The organism is Pseudoalteromonas piratica (assembly GCF_000788395.1).
Classification (GTDB): Bacteria; Pseudomonadota; Gammaproteobacteria; order Enterobacterales; family Alteromonadaceae; genus Pseudoalteromonas; species Pseudoalteromonas piratica.
In genome coordinates this window covers 378,234-395,956 of sequence record NZ_CP009888.1, presented here as the reverse complement: position 1 = coordinate 395,956, position 17,723 = coordinate 378,234, and the positions used below count along the sequence as shown (strand labels likewise).

Genomic DNA, 17,723 nt, shown 5'->3' with positions numbered 1-17,723 from the left:
TTATTGCTTCGCCGATCTACTGCGTGGCTCTTGGTTTGCTTCGGATGCCAAAAGCTGCTCAGTTTCTTGCGTTAATGGGCTTAAAAATAAATTAACCCCAAGTTTCTTCAGTGAGGACTGGAAATTTACAATTGCAGGCCCTGTAGCAACAATATTGCAGGCTGTATTTTGGGTTAGTGCAAGCAGTGCAGCCAGTTGTTGTTGCGCAAGTTTTTCGTTCACTAATTTACGACAGAAATTTAAATCTAATAAAAGGTAGTCAAATTCAACACAGGTTAGTTTTACGAGATCGATTTGTTGGCGAGCGACATCCATTACGCCAATTTTAAAACCATCTTGTTTCAACTTTTTCAAATTTTCAATTTGCTTAGTAGAGAGCTCTGCTAAATTGTTGTCGTTAATCAGCCAGCAGATATTGTGATTTGATTTTGCTAATTGAACGTGAAAGCGTTCAAAGTCTTGAGCCAATATAGCAGTGTGTAACTGCAAATAAACAGGCTCATTTTGCATAACATGTGAGAGGACTCGATTTATCAAGAAATCGCAGTAGTCTATTGCTGGATGCTGTTCTTGAAGTAATTGGTGAAGCGCGATTTTTGCACCTGATTCAAGCGTAATATAGGGATTGATATAGGTTGCGATACCTTGCTCAAGCTGTAAATCAATGGCCTTTGATTTAACAAAACTCAGCTGACCTGCATTGATTAGATCAGAACATATGAAACTATTTTTTGTGATGTGCTCAGGTGAAGCAAGTTTGATTGTACCTTTACCTGATTTTTTTGCTTGGTACATGGCACTATCCGCGTCACGAATAATCTCATCTGTGCTGTCATAAGTCTTATTACTGTATGCAATACCGATACTTGCACCACTTTTAATACATTGTTCGTTAATGCAAAACGGTTTATTCATAATTTTGATAATACGTTTTGCGATTTGTTTTGCTTCATCTTTGTGTTGAAGGTGCGTTAATAAAATTACAAACTCATCACCACCGAAACGCGCTAATAAATCATGTTCACGTATACATGTGGAAAATTCATTGGCGGTTGATTTTAAAAATTTATCCCCAGCATGATGGCCAAGTGTGTCGTTAATATCTTTAAAATTATCCAAGTCGATAAACATCACAGCAAAACAATGGGATTTGTCGCGTTTGTGACGTTGCAATGTTTTATCTAGCTGAGAAATAAATAAACTGCGATTCGCAAGACCAGTCAGATTATCATGATGGGCATCATGAAATAATTGGCGCTCAATTTTTTTTCGTTCTTCAATTTGTAGCTGCAAGTGAATATTGGCTTGTTGTAGCTCAGCCGTTTTCTCTTTAACTCTTTGCTCTAATTGATTATCAGCTAACTGTTTAACAACGACATTTGAAATTTGTTCTGATACAAATGAAATGAGCTCGATATCGGACTGTTTATAGTGGTATTCGCTATTAAATGCTTGGCATGCAAGTACACCGATTACTTGTTGCCTGTGATAAAGCGGCACACCTACCCAAGACGTTGGTAAAGGTGAACTATTAAACTTTGCCGGTAATTCGATATTCCCCTTTGCTACTTCGTTTAAGATCCGGTTTTGATCAAACAACTCGGTGGTACCTGATCGGATAACAAACTCTGTTAACCCTTTTGAAAAAGTGCGCGGTTGATAATCAACAGACATTTCATCCACGGCATACGGACAGCTAATCATATTTTCGCTGTGATCATACAGCGCAATGAAAAGGTTTTTTGCAAATACTTCCTCATCAATAATACTATGAACTAGTTTAAAAAAATCTTGGTTATTCAGACTTTTAGTTGCGAGTTTAGAAATCGCGTACAAAATATTTTGTTTGCGAATGGTTTCTTGATTTCGTGCTACTTCCAAGCGTAACTGCTCTGTACGATCTAAGACTTGTTGTGCCATATATTGGCGTTTTTTAACGCGCTCAACTGCGGTACTAAAATAAAAGGCAACGGTTTCAAATAAGGCAATTTGGCTGTCATTAAATGGTTGATGCACGTCATAGCTTTGAGTTGCCATCACCCCTATTACTTGCCCATCGTGATGAATGGGCACTCCCAGCCAATATTCACAAGGCGTGCCCATTACTCGGCAAATACCTTTTATTTCACATTCGGCAATTTGTTGTTTGTTAAACAACTTAGCTACACCTGTTTTAAATACAAGTCCAGTTAGCGAGTTATCTAACATACCTGTTTGTTGCGCTTGAATAGGAAGATCAATGCCATCAACTTCATCAACAAAGTAGGTTAATTCTAGCTCACCAATATCGGGGTTGAACAAAACGACATAAAAGTTGCGACAGGGAAGACTGCTCTCGAGAATTTGTTGAATTGCAGGATAAAGTAGGGTGAGCTCGGATACTTTGCTCGCTTGCTCAGACAGCTGTAACAAAGCCGTTTGTGTTTGCAAAGACGTTTGGTATTTTTTCACTAAGTGTTTTAGGCGCTTAATTTTTCTTTGATCTTGGCCGTAATTAGTGTGAGCATCTTCCATTGCAATTTCTTATTATTAGTTATTGTGTAACTGGTGTCAGCTAATAATGCTAAAGCTAACTTTGGTTATTTTTTAACCTTTATTTTTTCATCTTTCAATGTAAATAGCAATCTTGTTGTTGATTTAGGTAAACTTGCAAGTTGCTGAAATATATAATTTAATTTTTGGTTTTATATTCCTTTTTTATCTAACAAACAAGATTATTGTTATATCAGTTAGCACCACTAAAAAAGCCGCTCAATGAAGCGGCTTTTTAAAGTGAAATAAGACTAGTTGCCTTTCATCATAAATTCGATAGCATCTTTAATTTCTTCATCAGAACAGTTCATACATGTACCGCGTGGTGGCATTGCATTAAAACCATTGATTGCATGATCCATTAAAACATCCATACCTTTAGCTAAACGTGTGTCCCAGTCAGCTTTAGTTTTTGGTGCACCTAGAGCGCCGGTACCGTGACAACCGAAACAACTTGCTTGATACACTTGTTGTCCTGTGCGAGGGCCGGTTGGTTCAGCAACAACTGGTTCCGCACCTGCTAAATAAACAGTGCCAACTGGTGCGATACGCTTTTTAATCGCTTCTTCAGTTAACGAGTTATCAAAAGGTGCTGCAACTGCAACAGTTGCACTCATCATTAGTAATGCTGCTGTTAATTTTTTCATTTTTTACTTGCTCACAAATTGAGGTGATCAATCACAATAGACGGAAATTAGCACAATTATAACGTCAGATGGCAATTTATAAAATGGTTAGTTATGGCTAATTAGTCTTAAAATATTAAAAAGTTGCGCTAGCGCAACTTTTTCGTCGTAACAAAAGTTAGCTCATTTTAATCAGTTTTGCGATTGCCTTTTCAATGCCACCGGCTGCTTCACTAATATTTTTTGCAAGCATATAGGCCGGAGTGCTAATTACTTTTGCTTTCTCATCTATCACAATATCAGCGACATCACAGTTTTGATGAGTTGCCCCAAGAATTGTCACTGCAGCAGCAGTGTCTTCATCGTTACCTATGGTTGCTAGCGTGCCTTTTGCATATATTTGTGGAATAAGTGCTGGCGCAATACAAATATAAGCCGCAGGTTTTTGTGCATCAGCAAAAGCGCGGCAAGCATTTGCAACATCCTCATTTATATCGCACTCTGCTCCTTTAAAAGCAAAATCACATAAATTTTTTGCTGCACCGAAACCACCAGGCAATGCCAGTGCATCAAAGTCTTGCACATTAAGTTCATTCAGATCTCTGATATCGCCACGAGCAATGCGTGCTGCTTCAATAAGTACATTGCGCTGTTCTGACATTTCTTCACCTGTTATGTGATTCACAACATGATGTTGACTTATATTCGGAGCAAAGCATTGGTAACTAGCACCATTTAATTCAATATGCAGCAGCGTGAGTACCGCTTCATGTATTTCAGCGCCATCAAAAACACCACATCCACTTAAAATTACGGCTACTTTTTTCATTCTTTAATTAGCTCCTAATCAATAATTCTATCGTTGCTATATTCTAGCTATAAAGAAACGATGTAAATAAAAAAAAATTATAAAAAGATCGCTAGGATCTTTGATCTTTTATTGGTAGAGTAACTGCCCTGCTAGAAATTAGGATGTTCCTTTCTAAGTTTTAAGGATTAAAAGTTTAGCAGTTTCCACATCTTGGGAAATTAATAATAATAACAATAAGCTAGCATTTTAGCCTTGTTAACCATTTAATAAATAAGAAATTTTTTAGATTCCTTCTTTGTCTATGCAAAGTCTAGGAAGGCACCGTTACATCTTTACTAACAAACTTATCCACAACTTACCCCCCGCTTTTACTGTTTGATAATTAACCTTTCAGTTGATTGTTTACACAGAAAGTGTATTTCTCTTGCTTTATAGAGCTGAATTCTCGTTTTCTTATCGGGGATATGGCATGCTATCGGCAATTTATTATCAAATCGTTTTAAGGCGAGTGTTTATGGCTCAGGTACCTGAAAATCCGTTAATCTTGGTTGATGGTTCATCATATTTATTCCGTGCTTATCATGCTCCACCACATTTAACCAATTCAAAAGGTGAAGCTACAGGCGCTATTTATGGTGTCATTAATATGCTTAAAAGCCTTGTTAAGCAGTATTCACCAAGTCATATGGTAGTGATTTTTGATGCAAAAGGGCCAACTTTCCGCAATGAAATGTACTCTGAGTACAAAGCGAATCGCCCACCGATGCCTGACGATCTGCGTACTCAAATAGAACCAATTCATAATATTATTCGAGCAATGGGATTACCGCTAATTAGTATTCCTGGTGTAGAAGCTGATGATGTTATTGGTACGCTTGCAAAGCAGGCATCTGAACAAAAACGTCATGTGCTTATCAGCACAGGCGATAAAGATATGGCGCAGTTAGTTGATGACCATGTCACACTGATCAATACCATGACAAACACCATTTTAGATCCTGAAGGAGTCGTGGAAAAATTTGGCATTGGTCCAGAACTTATTATCGACTTTTTAGCGTTAATGGGAGATAAGGTTGATAACATCCCGGGTGTACCAGGCGTTGGTGAGAAAACCGCGCTGGCGATGCTGCAGGGCTTAGGTTCGATTGATAGCCTCTATAATAATTTAGATAAGATCGCAGAACTTGGTTTCCGTGGTTCTAAAACGATGTCTAAGAAGCTTGAAGATAACAAAGAGCAGCTTTTGCTTTCTTATGAGCTTGCGACAATCAAATTGGATGTTGAAGTTGAACAAGATCTTGAATCATTTCAGGTAGCAGAAGCGAATACTGACGAGTTAATTAAACTATACGGTGAATGTGAGTTTAAACGTTGGTTGAGTGAGTTACTTGATGGTAATACCGCGCCTGCCGCAGAAGTCGAAGCTGTGGCTCAAGCAAAGAAAATTGATGCGACTTATGAAACCATTTTAACTGAAGCACAACTTGATAGCTGGATTTCAAAGTTAGAAAAAGCTGAGTTATTCGCGTTCGATACTGAAACCACCAGTTTAGATTATATGCAAGCTGATTTAGTGGGCATGAGCTTTGCCGTTACAGAAGGCGAAGCGGCTTATTTACCATTAAAGCACGATTATTTGGGTGCACCAGTACAACTGGATTTTGATTTAGTATTTAATAAGTTGGGTCCGATCTTAGCCGATCATAACAAAGCAAAAGTAGGCCAAAACTTAAAATACGATAAAAGTGTATTAGCGCGCGCTGGCATTGAATTAAACGGTATTCGCTTCGATACTATGCTGGAATCATACGTACTAAATAGTGTTGGTACGCGTCATGATATGGACTCACTAGCACTAAAATATTTAGGTCATAAAAATATTAGCTTCGAAGAGATCGCTGGTAAAGGTAAAGCGCAGTTGACGTTTAACCAAATTGAGTTAGAAAAAGCAGCCCCATATGCGGCTGAAGATGCGGATATTACGCTGCGTTTACATAATACGCTGTGGCCAATGTTAGAAAAAGAGTCTGACTTGGTTAAGGTATTTAATACCATAGAGTTACCGCTGGTAAGTGTATTATCAAATATCGAACGCACGGGTGTTCATATTGATAGCCAAATGCTTGCAGAGCAAAGTGTTGAAATTGCTGCGCGTCTCGAAGAGTTGGAGAAAGAGGCTTACGAAATTGCAGGTGAGGAATTTAATTTAAGTTCTACTAAGCAACTTCAGGGGATTCTATTCGAAAAACTGGGTTTGCCAGTGTTAAAGAAAACACCGAAAGGGGCACCATCGACTGCTGAAGAAGTACTGCAAGAGTTAGCACATGATTACCCGCTTCCTAAGTTGATTATTGAGCACCGTGGTTTAGCAAAACTTAAGTCCACTTATACTGATAAATTACCAAAGATGGTTGATGAACTTACACAGCGTGTCCACACTTCTTATCATCAAGCGGTTACTGCGACGGGACGTTTAAGCTCTAGTGATCCTAATTTACAGAACATTCCAATTCGGAATGAAGCAGGTCGCCGAATTAGACAGGCATTTGTTGCAGCACCTGGTAAGTTAATTATGGCTGCCGATTACAGTCAAATTGAGCTGCGTATTATGGCACATTTATCTCAAGATAAAGGGTTACTCAGTGCATTTGCGGAGGGCAAAGATGTTCACAGTGCAACCGCTGCGGAAGTATTTGGTGTCCCCCTTGAAACAGTAACATCAGACATGCGACGCAAAGCAAAAGCGGTAAACTTTGGCTTAATTTATGGCATGAGTGCATTTGGTCTGTCGCGTCAGTTAGATATTCCTCGTAATGAAGCGCAACATTATATGGATACTTATTTTGAACGCTTCCCTGGTGTACTTGAGTATATGGAACGTACGCGTGAAGATGCTGCTGAAAAAGGTTATGTCAGTACCTTATTTGGTCGTCGTTTGTATCTACCTGATATCAATGCACGTAATGGTGCTCGCCGAAAAGCTGCAGAACGTGCTGCGATTAACGCGCCTATGCAAGGTACAGCGGCTGATATCATTAAGCGTGCAATGATCAATGTTTCTGGTTGGTTGAAAACGCAATCGTCAGATGATATTGAAATGATTATGCAGGTTCACGATGAACTCGTGTTTGAGATCAAGGCTGAGAAAGTAAGCGAGTTTAGCGAGAAGATATGTGCCTTAATGAGTGAAGCCGCTGAACTAGATGTACCACTATTAGTTGAGGCTGACTCAGGGGATAACTGGGAACAAGCACATTAAACTTTAACGTTTTAATATGATATTTAAATAGCCAACAATCTTTGTTGGCTATTTTTTTATATTAAATTTAGGTTTGCTTGATTTTAATGCAGTTCGTTACATTTCTTTGCATTTTGGCGCGATATAGCTTTATTTTGCGAATCTGCTTTGCTAAAGTGCGCGCCGTCCTATAAGGACATCCTGTTGATGATGTATCTCTTACGGGGTACAGCGTTTTAATAGCTTCTCCCCAGATTGCTATACCCGGTTGGTTTATGCCAACCGGTTTTTTCTAACCTTCTTTTATGACGTGGTTTCGTCATCTTCTTGTTCAGGCGCTACAGCTTCAACTTCACCTAAGTACCAAACATCCAGAGTTTTTGCGAGTTCTGGTAAACCAATGCCTTTAAGAGATGAGAATGCATGAACCGTTATTTTGTCACTTAACTCTTTTAGCTCACGACGAACTTTGAGTACTTCACTTTTGCGTTTTCCTTGCTTTAGTTTGTCCGCTTTAGTTAGCAGAGCAAGAATTTCTAAATCGCTGTCTACGGCCCAATTGATAAGGTCCATATCTAACTCTTTTAATGGATGACGGATATCCATTAAAACCACAATACCTTTCAGGCTTTCGCGTTTTTGCAGGTACTCGCCAAGAGATTTCTGCCACTTCTTTTTCATTTCTAGTGGCACTTTAGCAAAGCCGTAACCTGGAAGATCGATTAAACGCATATTCTCACCTAGTGAGAATGTATTAATCAATTGAGTACGACCAGGTGTTTTACTGGTACGTGCTAATTTTTGATCGGTTAACGCGTTTAAGGCGCTTGATTTACCTGCATTAGAACGGCCTGCAAATGCCACTTCAACACCCGTATCAGCAGGCAGTTTAGTGATATCTGGTGCACTTGTAATAAAGCTCGCTTTTGAATATTGAACCCGTGACTTTAGCAAGGTTAGCTCCTTAAAACGCTGTTAAGATTAAAGGCTAATCCCAATCGAGGGGATTTTTTGCTAGATTGCCTTTAACAAATCTTTTCTTTCTGGGCGCTTATTTTATACTAACAAGAGCTAAATAAGTAATGCTTTGTCTTTTTTAATGGGCATATTTAACCTTGAGAAAGATCAAAGAAAAGCGCCTTTCGGGAGTTTTTTAATAAAAACCCCTATATTTTATATGTTTTATAAAGGCATAAGACGTGCCAGATAAAATTTAATCGTGTAGAATATGGCTACTTTAGCTGGTATTCATTCCTGCTTGTCAGGTTTTAATAGGGTCGAAACAGAGAAATAGCATGAAAAAAATAGCTTTATCTTTAATGATGGTTGCTGGTGCGTTCAGCGTTAATCAAGCTGCTGCTTTTGAAGGCGATATAGAAGCTGGAAAAACGAAAGCTGCGACATGTGTTGCTTGTCACGGTGTAGATGGAAACAAACCACTTCCTAATCACCCTAAACTTGCAGGTCAGCACGCTCAATACTTATTCAAGCAATTAAAAGAATTTAAATTAGGCATGACTTCAGGTGGTGCTGAGGGTCGTATGGATCCGGTTATGAGTGGCATGGCGATGCCTTTATCTGAGCAAGATATGCGTGATATCTCAGCTTATTTTGCAAGCTTAAATATGGAAGCAGGCACAACACCAGAAGACGTAGTTGCTGAAGGCGGTAAACTTTACAAGGCAGGTGATGCTGAGCGTGGAATTCCGGCATGTGCAGCATGTCACGGTCCTCGCGGTAACGGTACGTCATTAGCGGGTTTCCCTAAAGTATCTTTCCAGAATGCTGATTATGTGAAAGCGCAGCTTGAAAAATTCCGCTCTGGTGAGCGCAATAATGATCTTAATGGCATGATGCGTGATCTTGCTAAAAAGTTAACAGATAAAGACATTGAGTTACTTTCTAAGTATGTATCAGGTCTTCACTAATCACATTAATTTAAAAATGTGTTGAAAAAGCAGCTTAGGCTGCTTTTTTTATATCTTGAGTTGTGGGATATATCTCACATTTGGTGTGAGAAAGTGGCTTATGTTAACTGTAAGTTAATTCGCTATTTTGTTTCTATATTATACTTAAGTATATGTTTTTTATTGTTAACAGTATTTTCAAAGAAAACTTTTTTTATTTATTTTCGTTAAATTAGTTGTAACAAATTTATTAACAAGTAAATTATTCACCTGTCGCAAGGGACAAAAAAATAATATGGAAAGCAGTAAAATACGGAAGTGCAGCGACAATTATGTGCGTAGGGGAAAGTAACCACTGGTTACATAATGGAATGCTAAGAAAGCGTTAGGAAGACCGAAAATAAAAAAAGCACGGAAGATAATAATAAAAATACGGATAGTAAAATAATAATAAAATTAGACTTGTTGGTTAAGACAGTCGAAGGGAGAAGTGTCATAGACACTCAGATTAGTAGGCGACAGAGATTTTCTGTCGCCTTTTTATTTGCTTTGAAAAAATTGCTACCATACGCTAAATCAATTTTAGACCGTACTCATGCTAGAACCTTGCCCTTTATGCCATCACCCTGATGTTTCGCTCTTTAGTCAAGATAAACGACGTGCTTACTTTCAATGTAACCATTGCCGACTTGTATTCGTTGCTCGTAGTCAGATGATCTCTTTAACCGAAGAAAAGAAAATCTATGATAGTCACCAAAATGATGTAAATGATATTGGCTATCAACAGTTTTTAAGTAGAGCACTTAATCCATTATTAGCAGTATTAGAAAAGCCGAGTGATGGTTTAGATTTCGGTTGTGGACCAGGGCCTGCACTTGCCAAAATGTTGGATGAAAAGGGTCACTCAACAGCGCTATACGATATTTTTTATTACCCTAATAAGGAAGTGTTGAGTAAGCAATATGACTTTGTCACGTGTACAGAAGTGATAGAGCATTTGGCAAAACCTGATGAAATTTGGGCGCAATTAGTGAGCTTACTTAAACCTAGCGGCGTATTGGTGGTGATGACAAAGCTTGTTATTAACCAAGAAAGATTTAAAAATTGGCATTACAAAAATGATATTACCCATATTAACTTTTTCTCGCCAGAAACCTTTCGTTATTTAGCAAAGCAGAATGGCTTATCACTGACATTTCATGGGGATGACGTGATGCTATTTAAAAAGTCAGCAATAGTGTAAAATACGCTTAGTTTTGTAAAAATTTTAGATTTAATTATGACCAGAAAGAAAAAGTCACGCAAAATCGGCACAGGCGGTAATGGTAGCTTCCGTTTGAGCAAAGAGAAACTTGCCGAATTACGCGCGTTAAAAGAGCAGCGTGTTAAAAAGCGTACTGGTAATAAAGCGGGTACGCGCAATGCACAAGATGCGCTCAACGAGCAGCAAAGCTCAGGTAAGCAACGCAAAGACACGCGCTTAGGCAGTAAAAAGCCTATAAGCCTAGTACCTGAAGTTGCGAGTACTGAGCAACAGCCTGAATTTAAGCGTCATTTAAAGCCTCAAGTAGAGTTACGTAAAGTAAATGAACCTGAATTGTCGCCAGAGCAAGAACTTGAGCAAATTGAAAATGATCAAAAACTGATGTCATTGCTTGAGCGTCAGAATGCAGGTGAAGTACTTGTTGGTAAAGATGCAAAATACTTAAACGCTAAAGTAGCGCGTCACCAAGCCTTGTGTGATTTACTGGGTATTGAAGACGAAGATGAGTTTGATGATGAAGATATGTTAGATCAATTCATGTCAAACGACCTTGCTGATGAATGGCTTAACGACGATGATGAGGAGGATTTAAAATAGTGGAACCGCTATGGGTGATTGCCATTATCCTTGCTGTGGCGATTGTAGCTGGCCTTGCTTTTTACGCTGGTAAGTTGTTATTTCAATTGAAAGTACAAAAAGAAAAGCAGCAAGCTCAATTAGAAAAGTTAAAAGCTAAGGCACTTGAACGTAACGCAAAAATTGCTGATAGCATTAATTTAATTGCGCGTGCGATGAAAGAAAAACAGTGTGAATATTCAGAAGGGTGTCTACGCATTTGGGTATTGATGTCGCAATATCAATTCTCAGAAACGGTTGATCTTGAAACTGAATATGAGCATGTATTTAAAATGTATGATGTGGTAAAAGAAATGCCTACTCATGATGCCCGCAAAAAATACAGCAAGAAAGAAATCTTTAAAATGGATAGTAAGCGTTGGCGCACTGAACAAGAGCTCGAAGAGGGCATTCTTGCTGAAGCTGCAAAACTGGAAGCTTACTTCCCCGCAGATCCAAAAACAAAACATGTTTTTGCTGGGTAACGGTCCCGTTTTTTAAATCTAATAAAGCCAGCACTCGCTGGCTTTATTGTTTTGGATCAAAACCTGATTTTACTTACTTTTGTACACTTGCTAAACCTTAATCGTGTTAGGTCTAAGTCGTGCAAAATTTCGTCGAATGGGATAATTCCCTTATAAAAAAATACAATGTGTCAGGTCCTCGTTATACTTCCTATCCAACGGCGTTGTCGTTTGAGTCTGGCTTTTCTGTTGATTCGGTAACACAGGCGATTGCCAAAAGCGATAATACGCGCTTGTCGCTGTATATTCATGTACCGTTTTGTCACCAGCTTTGCTATTACTGCGGCTGTAATAAAATAATTACTCGCCACCAACATAAAGCAGATGTCTATTTAGACTTTTTAGAGCAAGAAGCAAAGGCACAAGCGGCGCTTTATAAAGATTATAAAATTGAGCAGTTACATTTAGGTGGGGGTACTCCAACCTTTTTAACAAAGGAACAAATGAGCCGTTTAATGGCGATTGTTCAAACGCATTTCAACTTTTCAGATTCAGTGCAATCAAGCATTGAAATTGATCCTCGTTCTTTACCTGATGATATGCTTGGCCACTTACGCTCGCTTGGATTTAATCGAGTATCTTTTGGCATTCAAGACTTTAATGATGACGTGCAAAAAGCGGTAAATCGTGAACAATGTGCAGATAACGTTGCAAACCTTGTGAGTGAAGCGCGTGCCCTCGGTTTTTCATCGGTCAATGCGGATATGATTTATGGGCTTCCATTGCAAACACCTGAGAGCTTTAAAGAGAGCATGGCGCGATTAATTGCACTCTCGCCTGATCGTGTATCGGTATTTAACTATGCTCATTTACCGGATCGCTTTGCTGCACAACGTAAAATTAAAGACGAGCAATTACCAAGTCCAGATCAAAAGCTATCGATGTTTAAAAACACCTTGGCGCAAATGATGGAAGCTGGATACGTAAATATCGGTATGGATCATTTCGCTAAAAGCACTGATTCGCTCGCGATTGCACAGCAAAAAGGTAAGTTACACCGTAACTTCCAGGGTTATACAACCCATGGCGACTGTGACTTATTAGGGTTAGGAGCATCCTCTATTTCACAAGTAGGTGATAGTATCTTCCAAAATCCAAAAGATTTGAAAGACTATTATCAAACCGTTGAAGCATCAGGTGTGCCAGTTGTTAAGGGGCTTACTTTAACCAAGGATGATAAAATTCGCGCCTTTGTTATTAAAGAAATTATTTGCCACTTTAAGCTAAATTTTGCTGATGTTGAGCATAAGTTTGCAATTAACTTTGCAGATTATTTTGCTGATGAGCTCGGTGGACTTACGTGTTTTTCTGAAGATGGCATGGTCTCATTAAATGAAGAAGCACTTATTGTTGAGAACAAAGGGCGCTTGTTTATTCGTAATATATGCATGACTTTTGATGCATATTTAAAACAGCAAGCAAAACTAACACGCTTTTCTCGTGTGATTTAATAGATTAACCAATAAAGAAGTCTTGGTCGCCAGAGCATATTGCAAAGCGGCCATTTTTTTCACTCGCGATTTCAGCCCATTGATAAAATACATTGCGAGTCACTTTTGCCAAAACGCCATGGTGCAGTTGTAAATATGGCACATCATTATGCAGCTCCAGTAAGTGGTTACTACCCAGAATATACTTTCGCTCTAGATTATCACTGCAAATAATATAGCCTTCTTTTTCATACCAATGGGAAATTAAAAAAGGCGCATCTTCAACGGAGATGCGCATTTTTTCAATGGGGGTTTTTAAATAGTATTGGTTGTTTTCTTTGGTAAGTACCTGAGCAAATAATTTAACCATATTAATACGGTCGATTTTTGAACCGTTAAAATACCAATCGCCGTTTGCTTTGATCTTTATATCGATTTCGCCACAGCTAGTTGGTTGCCATGATTCAAATGGCGCAACGATTGTTTCTATTTGCTTTGTTAATTCAGATAAATCCATAGAATAACAAAAACCCTGTTTGATAAGTGCTATTGGGTGAAATGAAGTACAAAAGTGACGGGCACTGCGCGCGCAATATTTGGCAAGCCGGCTACTTTTTGTAATGCAGCAACACCAGTATCTAAATTAAAATCACTCGCGTTGATAATAATAGGTGACATTGCTGTTACTAATAATGAGTTTTTATTGGTACGTGCCGCAAATACATCTATAGCGAGTTCTTTTTTAATGCCGTTTAACGATAAGGTTGCAGGCACAGAAAATACATTACTATTGCCATCAGTAAGCTGCGCTAACTCTTTGCTTACTTTCGCTGTGAGTTTCAGTGTTGGAAATACTTTGGTATTGAATAACATGCTTTGCATGCGTTCATTACGAATTGGAATATTAGTTTCAACTGAGGTTAAATCAATTTCTACTGAAAAATTGCCATCATCAGCGATTTGACCTGACAATGTTTTAAAATGATGCACTTCGCCGATTGTGTCTTTTTTAATAGAAACAAAGCTGACTTTTGAGCTGTTGTTATGAAGTTGCCAATCAGCAGTAGCATTAAAGCAGGCCGCTAATATCGCTAAGCTAGCGAGTTGTTTAAGCATAACGCATACCTTCTAGGGTAATAAATTCAATTGCTACATAATAATAGCAACAATTCTACGCTATAAAAAACCATTATCGATCAGCGAGTTTAGCAAGTCTTTCTAGCTTTTCTTTAAGTGAATCGGGGGCGTGTTCAGCAACTTCCAGTAACGATTGTTGCGCACTTTTAGTTAAACGTTTTTTCTCAGAGTTAGGGGTTTGCTGAGTTGCTTGTTGGCTTTTTGCATTTCTTGGCGAAGTTTGAATTTTTATTTGGCAAAGTTCAGGCAAACCCAAGCGGCGAAAATCACTGAGTATACTCATCTTCATATAGTTTAAACGCATTGCAACAGCTGCTGACTGAGCATTAAGCACCAATGTGCCATCTTGATAATTTGCAATGGCGCACTTAGCTAACATATTAGCATCAAGAATTTGCTCTAGCAGTTTTTGAAGTTGCTTATTCTCTTGATTCTTATTTGAAAACTGTTGTAGCCGATTAGGAAGGTTGGTGAGGACATCCCCAAGTGGTTTAGGTGCGAACCTGTTTTTAGCCATGGTAAAAACCCTCTTTTTTCTTATTGTATTGGCCATCAAAAGTGACAGCAAGTAAAAAGCTGTAAATAAAGCTGAACAAAGGGCAAATTAAACTTGGCTCACTGGGATTAAATGAATAAAATATCGCCCTTGAAATAGACTTAATAGTCTCAATATATAGAAAAATACAGCTGTATCACTCAAGGCTATATTGCTAGTTATCTCAAATAATACTGCTTGCACAGTATGAAGGAGCCATGTTTGGTCGGGTTAACTAGCAATATCGGTGCTCTGCTGATACTGTACGCACAATTAATTTGAAAAGTGGCATGGGTTTTGTCACTAAACTAAGGTTGTAACGGTTTTATCATGATAGCTAACTTACTTACCAAAATATTTGGTAGTCGCAATGATCGAATAATTAAAAATTTACGAAAAACGGTCGCGCAAATTAATGGATTAGAACAACAGTACGAAGCGCTTTCGGATGAAGAGCTAAAAGCAATGACTGCTGAATTTCGTGAGCGTTATGATAATGGTGAAACCTTAGACTCTTTCCTTGCCGAAGCATTTGCGGTTGTTCGTGAAGCTTCTAAGCGTGTTTATGGCATGCGTCATTTCGATGTGCAGCTTATCGGTGGTATGGTTTTACACCAAGGTAAAATCTCAGAAATGCGTACAGGTGAAGGTAAAACCCTAACTGCAACCTTACCTGCCTATTTACATGGCTTAACAGGTAAAGGTGTTCATGTTATTACCGTGAATGATTACCTAGCAAAACGTGATGCTGAAACAAACCGCGAATTGTTTGAGTTCTTAGGTTTGACTGTTGGCTGCAACGTGCCAGGCATGATGCCACAACAGAAAAAAGCAGCATATGAAGCCGACATTACTTACGGTACAAATAACGAGTTTGGTTTTGACTACCTGCGCGATAATATGGCATTTACGCCAGATGAGCGTGTTCAACGTCCTTTATATTACGCAGTAGTCGATGAGGTTGACTCAATCTTAATCGATGAAGCGCGTACACCATTAATTATTTCTGGTCCTGCGGAAGATAGTTCTGAGCTTTACCAACAAATTGACAAAATGGTACCGCAGCTTGAACAGCAAGAAAAAGAAGATGAAGAAGGTGTTGAAGGTGATGGCGATTTCACAATTGATGAAAAAGCTAAGCAGGTTCACCTTACCGAGCGTGGTCAAGTTCGTGTTGAAGAAATCTTAGCAGAGCTAGGCTTAATTGAAGACGGTGATTCGCTTTATTCTGCAAATAACATCACCCTTCTAAGCCACGTTTATGCAGCACTTCGTGCTCACAAACTTTATCAAAAAGACGTAGACTACGTTGTTAAAGATGGTGAAGTAATCATTGTAGATGAGCATACAGGCCGTACAATGGAAGGTCGTCGTTGGTCTGAAGGTTTGCACCAAGCTGTAGAAGCAAAAGAAGGTGTAAATATTCAAAACGAAAACCAAACACTTGCTTCTATTACTTTCCAGAATTACTTCCGTCTTTACGATGTGCTTGCTGGTATGACAGGTACTGCCGATACGGAAGCATTTGAATTCCAGTCAATCTACGGTTTAGAGACAGTTGTTATTCCAACTAACAAACCGATGATCCGTGATGATCGTGCCGATTTGGTTTATTTAACGCAAGAAGAAAAGTACGAAGCAATCTTAGCGGATATTCGCGATTGCCAAGAGCGTGGTCAGCCAGTACTTGTTGGTACTATCTCGATTGAAAGTTCAGAATACTTATCGCAGTTTTTACGTAAAGAAAAAATTAAGCACAATGTACTTAATGCGAAATTCCACCAACAAGAAGCGGAGATTGTTGCAAACGCGGGTCTTGCGGGGGCAGTAACAATTGCAACTAACATGGCTGGTCGTGGTACTGATATCGTGTTAGGCGGTAACTGGAAGATCGAAGCTGAAAAGCTTGAAAACCCAACAGATGAGCAAATCGCAAAGCTTAAAGAAGAATGGCAAAAACGTCATGATGCAGTATTAGAAGCCGGTGGTTTACACATTATTGCGACTGAGCGTCATGAATCTCGTCGTATCGATAACCAGTTACGTGGTCGTTCTGGTCGTCAAGGTGATGCGGGTTCGAGCCGTTTCTATCTTTCAATGGAAGATGCACTGATGCGCATTTTCGCTGGCGAACGCATGATGAACATGATGCGTAAACTCGGTATGCAACGTGGTGAGGCAATTGAGCACCCGTGGGTAAACCGTGCAATTGAAAATGCTCAACGTAAAGTTGAAGCGCGTAACTTTGATATTCGTAAGCAGCTACTTGAGTACGATGATGTAGCAAACGATCAGCGTCGTGTAGTTTATACGCAGCGTAATGAGCTATTAGAAGAAGGTGATATTTCTGAAACAATCACTGCAATTCGCTCAGATGTTCTAAACGGCATTATCGACCAATATATCCCACCACAATCACTTGCTGATATGTGGGATGTCGCAGGTCTTGAAGAGCGTTTACGTGCCGATTTCCTAGTTGAAATGCCAATCCAGCAATGGCTTGATGAAGACAATAAACTTTACGAAGAAAAGCTTCGTGAGCGTATTGAAGAAGGTGTTACTGCGGCTTACAAACATAAAGAAGACCAAGTGGGTGCAGATGTGCTGCGTCACTTTGAAAAAGCGATTATGTTACAAACACTTGACCAACATTGGAAAGATCACCTTGCAGCGATGGATCACTTACGTCAAGGTATTGGTCTACGCGGTTATGCGCAGAAGAATCCAAAGCAAGAGTACAAGCGTGAATCATTCGAGCTGTTTTCTGATATGTTAGAAGCACTTAAAGTGGAAGTGGTTAGCATTCTTGCAAAAGTACAAGTACGTGCTGAAGAAGATGTTGAAGCGGTTGAAGAGCGTCGTCGTCAACAAGCTGAAAATACACCTAAGCAATATCAACATGAAGAAGCCGAGCATGTAGGTGGTGAAACACCAGAAGGTGCAGCGGTTACTGTGCGCAACGATGCAAAAGTTGGGCGCAATGAACCATGTCCATGTGGCTCAGGTAAAAAATATAAGCAATGTCACGGTAAACTTTCTTAATAGTGAGCCGTACAAAGAAAAGCGACACAGAGTGTCGCTTTTTTTATGATTTGAAGTGAGTG

The 17,723-nt window shown here is 39.1% G+C and carries 14 protein-coding genes; 7 read left to right on the top strand and 7 right to left on the bottom strand.

All coding sequences use genetic code 11. The features are described from left to right. The 3 genes from OM33_RS01680 to elbB all read right to left on the bottom strand — a co-directional run bounded on the left by OM33_RS01680 (position 1) and on the right by elbB (position 3,987). Complete coding sequence (locus OM33_RS01680; protein ID WP_038637902.1) at positions 1-2,514, bottom strand: sensor domain-containing diguanylate cyclase; 2,514 nt, start codon at positions 2,512-2,514, stop codon at positions 1-3. 269 nt (positions 2,515-2,783) lie between these two features. Beyond that, complete coding sequence (locus OM33_RS01675; RefSeq protein ID WP_038637898.1) at positions 2,784-3,179, bottom strand: c-type cytochrome; 396 nt, start codon at positions 3,177-3,179, stop codon at positions 2,784-2,786. A 157-nt stretch (positions 3,180-3,336) separates the two neighbouring features. Next, positions 3,337-3,987: an isoprenoid biosynthesis glyoxalase ElbB gene (gene elbB / locus OM33_RS01670; RefSeq protein ID WP_038637896.1), complete on the bottom strand. Its 651-nt coding sequence runs from the start codon at positions 3,985-3,987 to the stop codon at positions 3,337-3,339. Between the two features lie 496 nt (positions 3,988-4,483). Between elbB and polA the strand changes: the two genes are divergently transcribed. Then, positions 4,484-7,228 (top strand): DNA polymerase I, encoded by a 2,745-nt coding sequence (gene polA, locus OM33_RS01665; protein WP_038637893.1) that lies wholly within the window; start codon positions 4,484-4,486, stop codon positions 7,226-7,228. Positions 7,229-7,510: 282 nt separating this feature from the next. Here polA and yihA read toward each other — a convergent pair whose 3' ends face one another. Next, positions 7,511-8,161, bottom strand: coding sequence for a ribosome biogenesis GTP-binding protein YihA/YsxC (gene yihA, locus OM33_RS01660; protein WP_038637889.1), 651 nt, complete (start codon positions 8,159-8,161; stop codon positions 7,511-7,513). Positions 8,162-8,502: 341 nt separating this feature from the next. On the opposite strand from yihA, the gene OM33_RS01655 reads away from it, so the two are divergent. From OM33_RS01655 to hemN, 5 genes are all read left to right on the top strand, one after another. Further along, a complete protein-coding gene (locus OM33_RS01655) occupies positions 8,503-9,135 on the top strand; it encodes a c-type cytochrome (protein WP_038637886.1) in 633 nt (210 codons plus the stop codon). A gap of 574 nt (positions 9,136-9,709) precedes the next feature. Further along, on the top strand, positions 9,710-10,357 hold the full coding sequence (locus OM33_RS01650; RefSeq protein WP_038637883.1) for a class I SAM-dependent methyltransferase: 648 nt from the start codon (positions 9,710-9,712) through the stop codon (positions 10,355-10,357). A gap of 36 nt (positions 10,358-10,393) precedes the next feature. Next, positions 10,394-10,975 (top strand): Der GTPase-activating protein YihI, encoded by a 582-nt coding sequence (gene yihI, locus OM33_RS01645; protein ID WP_038637878.1) that lies wholly within the window; start codon positions 10,394-10,396, stop codon positions 10,973-10,975. Further along, positions 10,975-11,478, top strand: coding sequence for a DUF2489 domain-containing protein (locus OM33_RS01640; protein WP_038637875.1), 504 nt, complete (start codon positions 10,975-10,977; stop codon positions 11,476-11,478). Before yihI ends, OM33_RS01640 begins: the two co-directional genes overlap by 1 nt. 119 nt (positions 11,479-11,597) lie before the next feature. Next, a complete protein-coding gene (gene hemN / locus OM33_RS01635) occupies positions 11,598-12,968 on the top strand; it encodes an oxygen-independent coproporphyrinogen III oxidase (RefSeq protein ID WP_038637871.1) in 1,371 nt (456 codons plus the stop codon). Between the two features lie 4 nt (positions 12,969-12,972). Here hemN and OM33_RS01630 read toward each other — a convergent pair whose 3' ends face one another. The 3 genes from OM33_RS01630 to OM33_RS01620 form a co-directional block, all read right to left on the bottom strand. Further along, entirely contained in the window at positions 12,973-13,464 is a 492-nt protein-coding gene (locus OM33_RS01630) for a DUF1285 domain-containing protein (RefSeq protein WP_038637868.1), read from the bottom strand. Between the two features lie 29 nt (positions 13,465-13,493). Next, positions 13,494-14,063, bottom strand: a complete 570-nt coding sequence (locus OM33_RS01625) for a YceI family protein (RefSeq protein WP_038637863.1) — start codon at positions 14,061-14,063, stop codon at positions 13,494-13,496. Between the two features lie 73 nt (positions 14,064-14,136). After that, positions 14,137-14,601 (bottom strand): DUF721 domain-containing protein, encoded by a 465-nt coding sequence (locus tag OM33_RS01620; protein WP_038637860.1) that lies wholly within the window; start codon positions 14,599-14,601, stop codon positions 14,137-14,139. Between the two features lie 348 nt (positions 14,602-14,949). Here OM33_RS01620 and secA point away from each other — a divergent pair, with 348 nt between their 5' ends. Beyond that, the gene (gene secA / locus OM33_RS01615) at positions 14,950-17,661 is read left to right on the top strand and encodes a preprotein translocase subunit SecA (protein ID WP_038637857.1); all 2,712 of its coding nucleotides are present in this window, start codon (positions 14,950-14,952) and stop codon (positions 17,659-17,661) included. The last annotated feature ends 62 nt before the right edge of the window (positions 17,662-17,723 follow it).

Excerpts from the sequence above, each read along its gene's own strand:
- OM33_RS01680 (WP_038637902.1), bottom strand. The coding sequence starts at position 2,514 with ATGGAAGATGCTCACACTAATTACGGCCAAGATCAAAGAAAAATTAAG.
- OM33_RS01675 (WP_038637898.1), bottom strand. The coding sequence starts at position 3,179 with ATGAAAAAATTAACAGCAGCATTACTAATGATGAGTGCAACTGTTGCA.
- elbB (WP_038637896.1), bottom strand. The coding sequence starts at position 3,987 with ATGAAAAAAGTAGCCGTAATTTTAAGTGGATGTGGTGTTTTTGATGGC.
- polA (WP_038637893.1), top strand. The coding sequence starts at position 4,484 with ATGGCTCAGGTACCTGAAAATCCGTTAATCTTGGTTGATGGTTCATCA.
- OM33_RS01655 (WP_038637886.1), top strand. The coding sequence starts at position 8,503 with ATGAAAAAAATAGCTTTATCTTTAATGATGGTTGCTGGTGCGTTCAGC.
- OM33_RS01650 (WP_038637883.1), top strand. The coding sequence starts at position 9,710 with ATGCTAGAACCTTGCCCTTTATGCCATCACCCTGATGTTTCGCTCTTT.
- yihI (WP_038637878.1), top strand. The coding sequence starts at position 10,394 with ATGACCAGAAAGAAAAAGTCACGCAAAATCGGCACAGGCGGTAATGGT.
- OM33_RS01630 (WP_038637868.1), bottom strand. The coding sequence starts at position 13,464 with ATGGATTTATCTGAATTAACAAAGCAAATAGAAACAATCGTTGCGCCA.
- OM33_RS01625 (WP_038637863.1), bottom strand. The coding sequence starts at position 14,063 with ATGCTTAAACAACTCGCTAGCTTAGCGATATTAGCGGCCTGCTTTAAT.
- OM33_RS01620 (WP_038637860.1), bottom strand. The coding sequence starts at position 14,601 with ATGGCTAAAAACAGGTTCGCACCTAAACCACTTGGGGATGTCCTCACC.
- secA (WP_038637857.1), top strand. The coding sequence starts at position 14,950 with ATGATAGCTAACTTACTTACCAAAATATTTGGTAGTCGCAATGATCGA.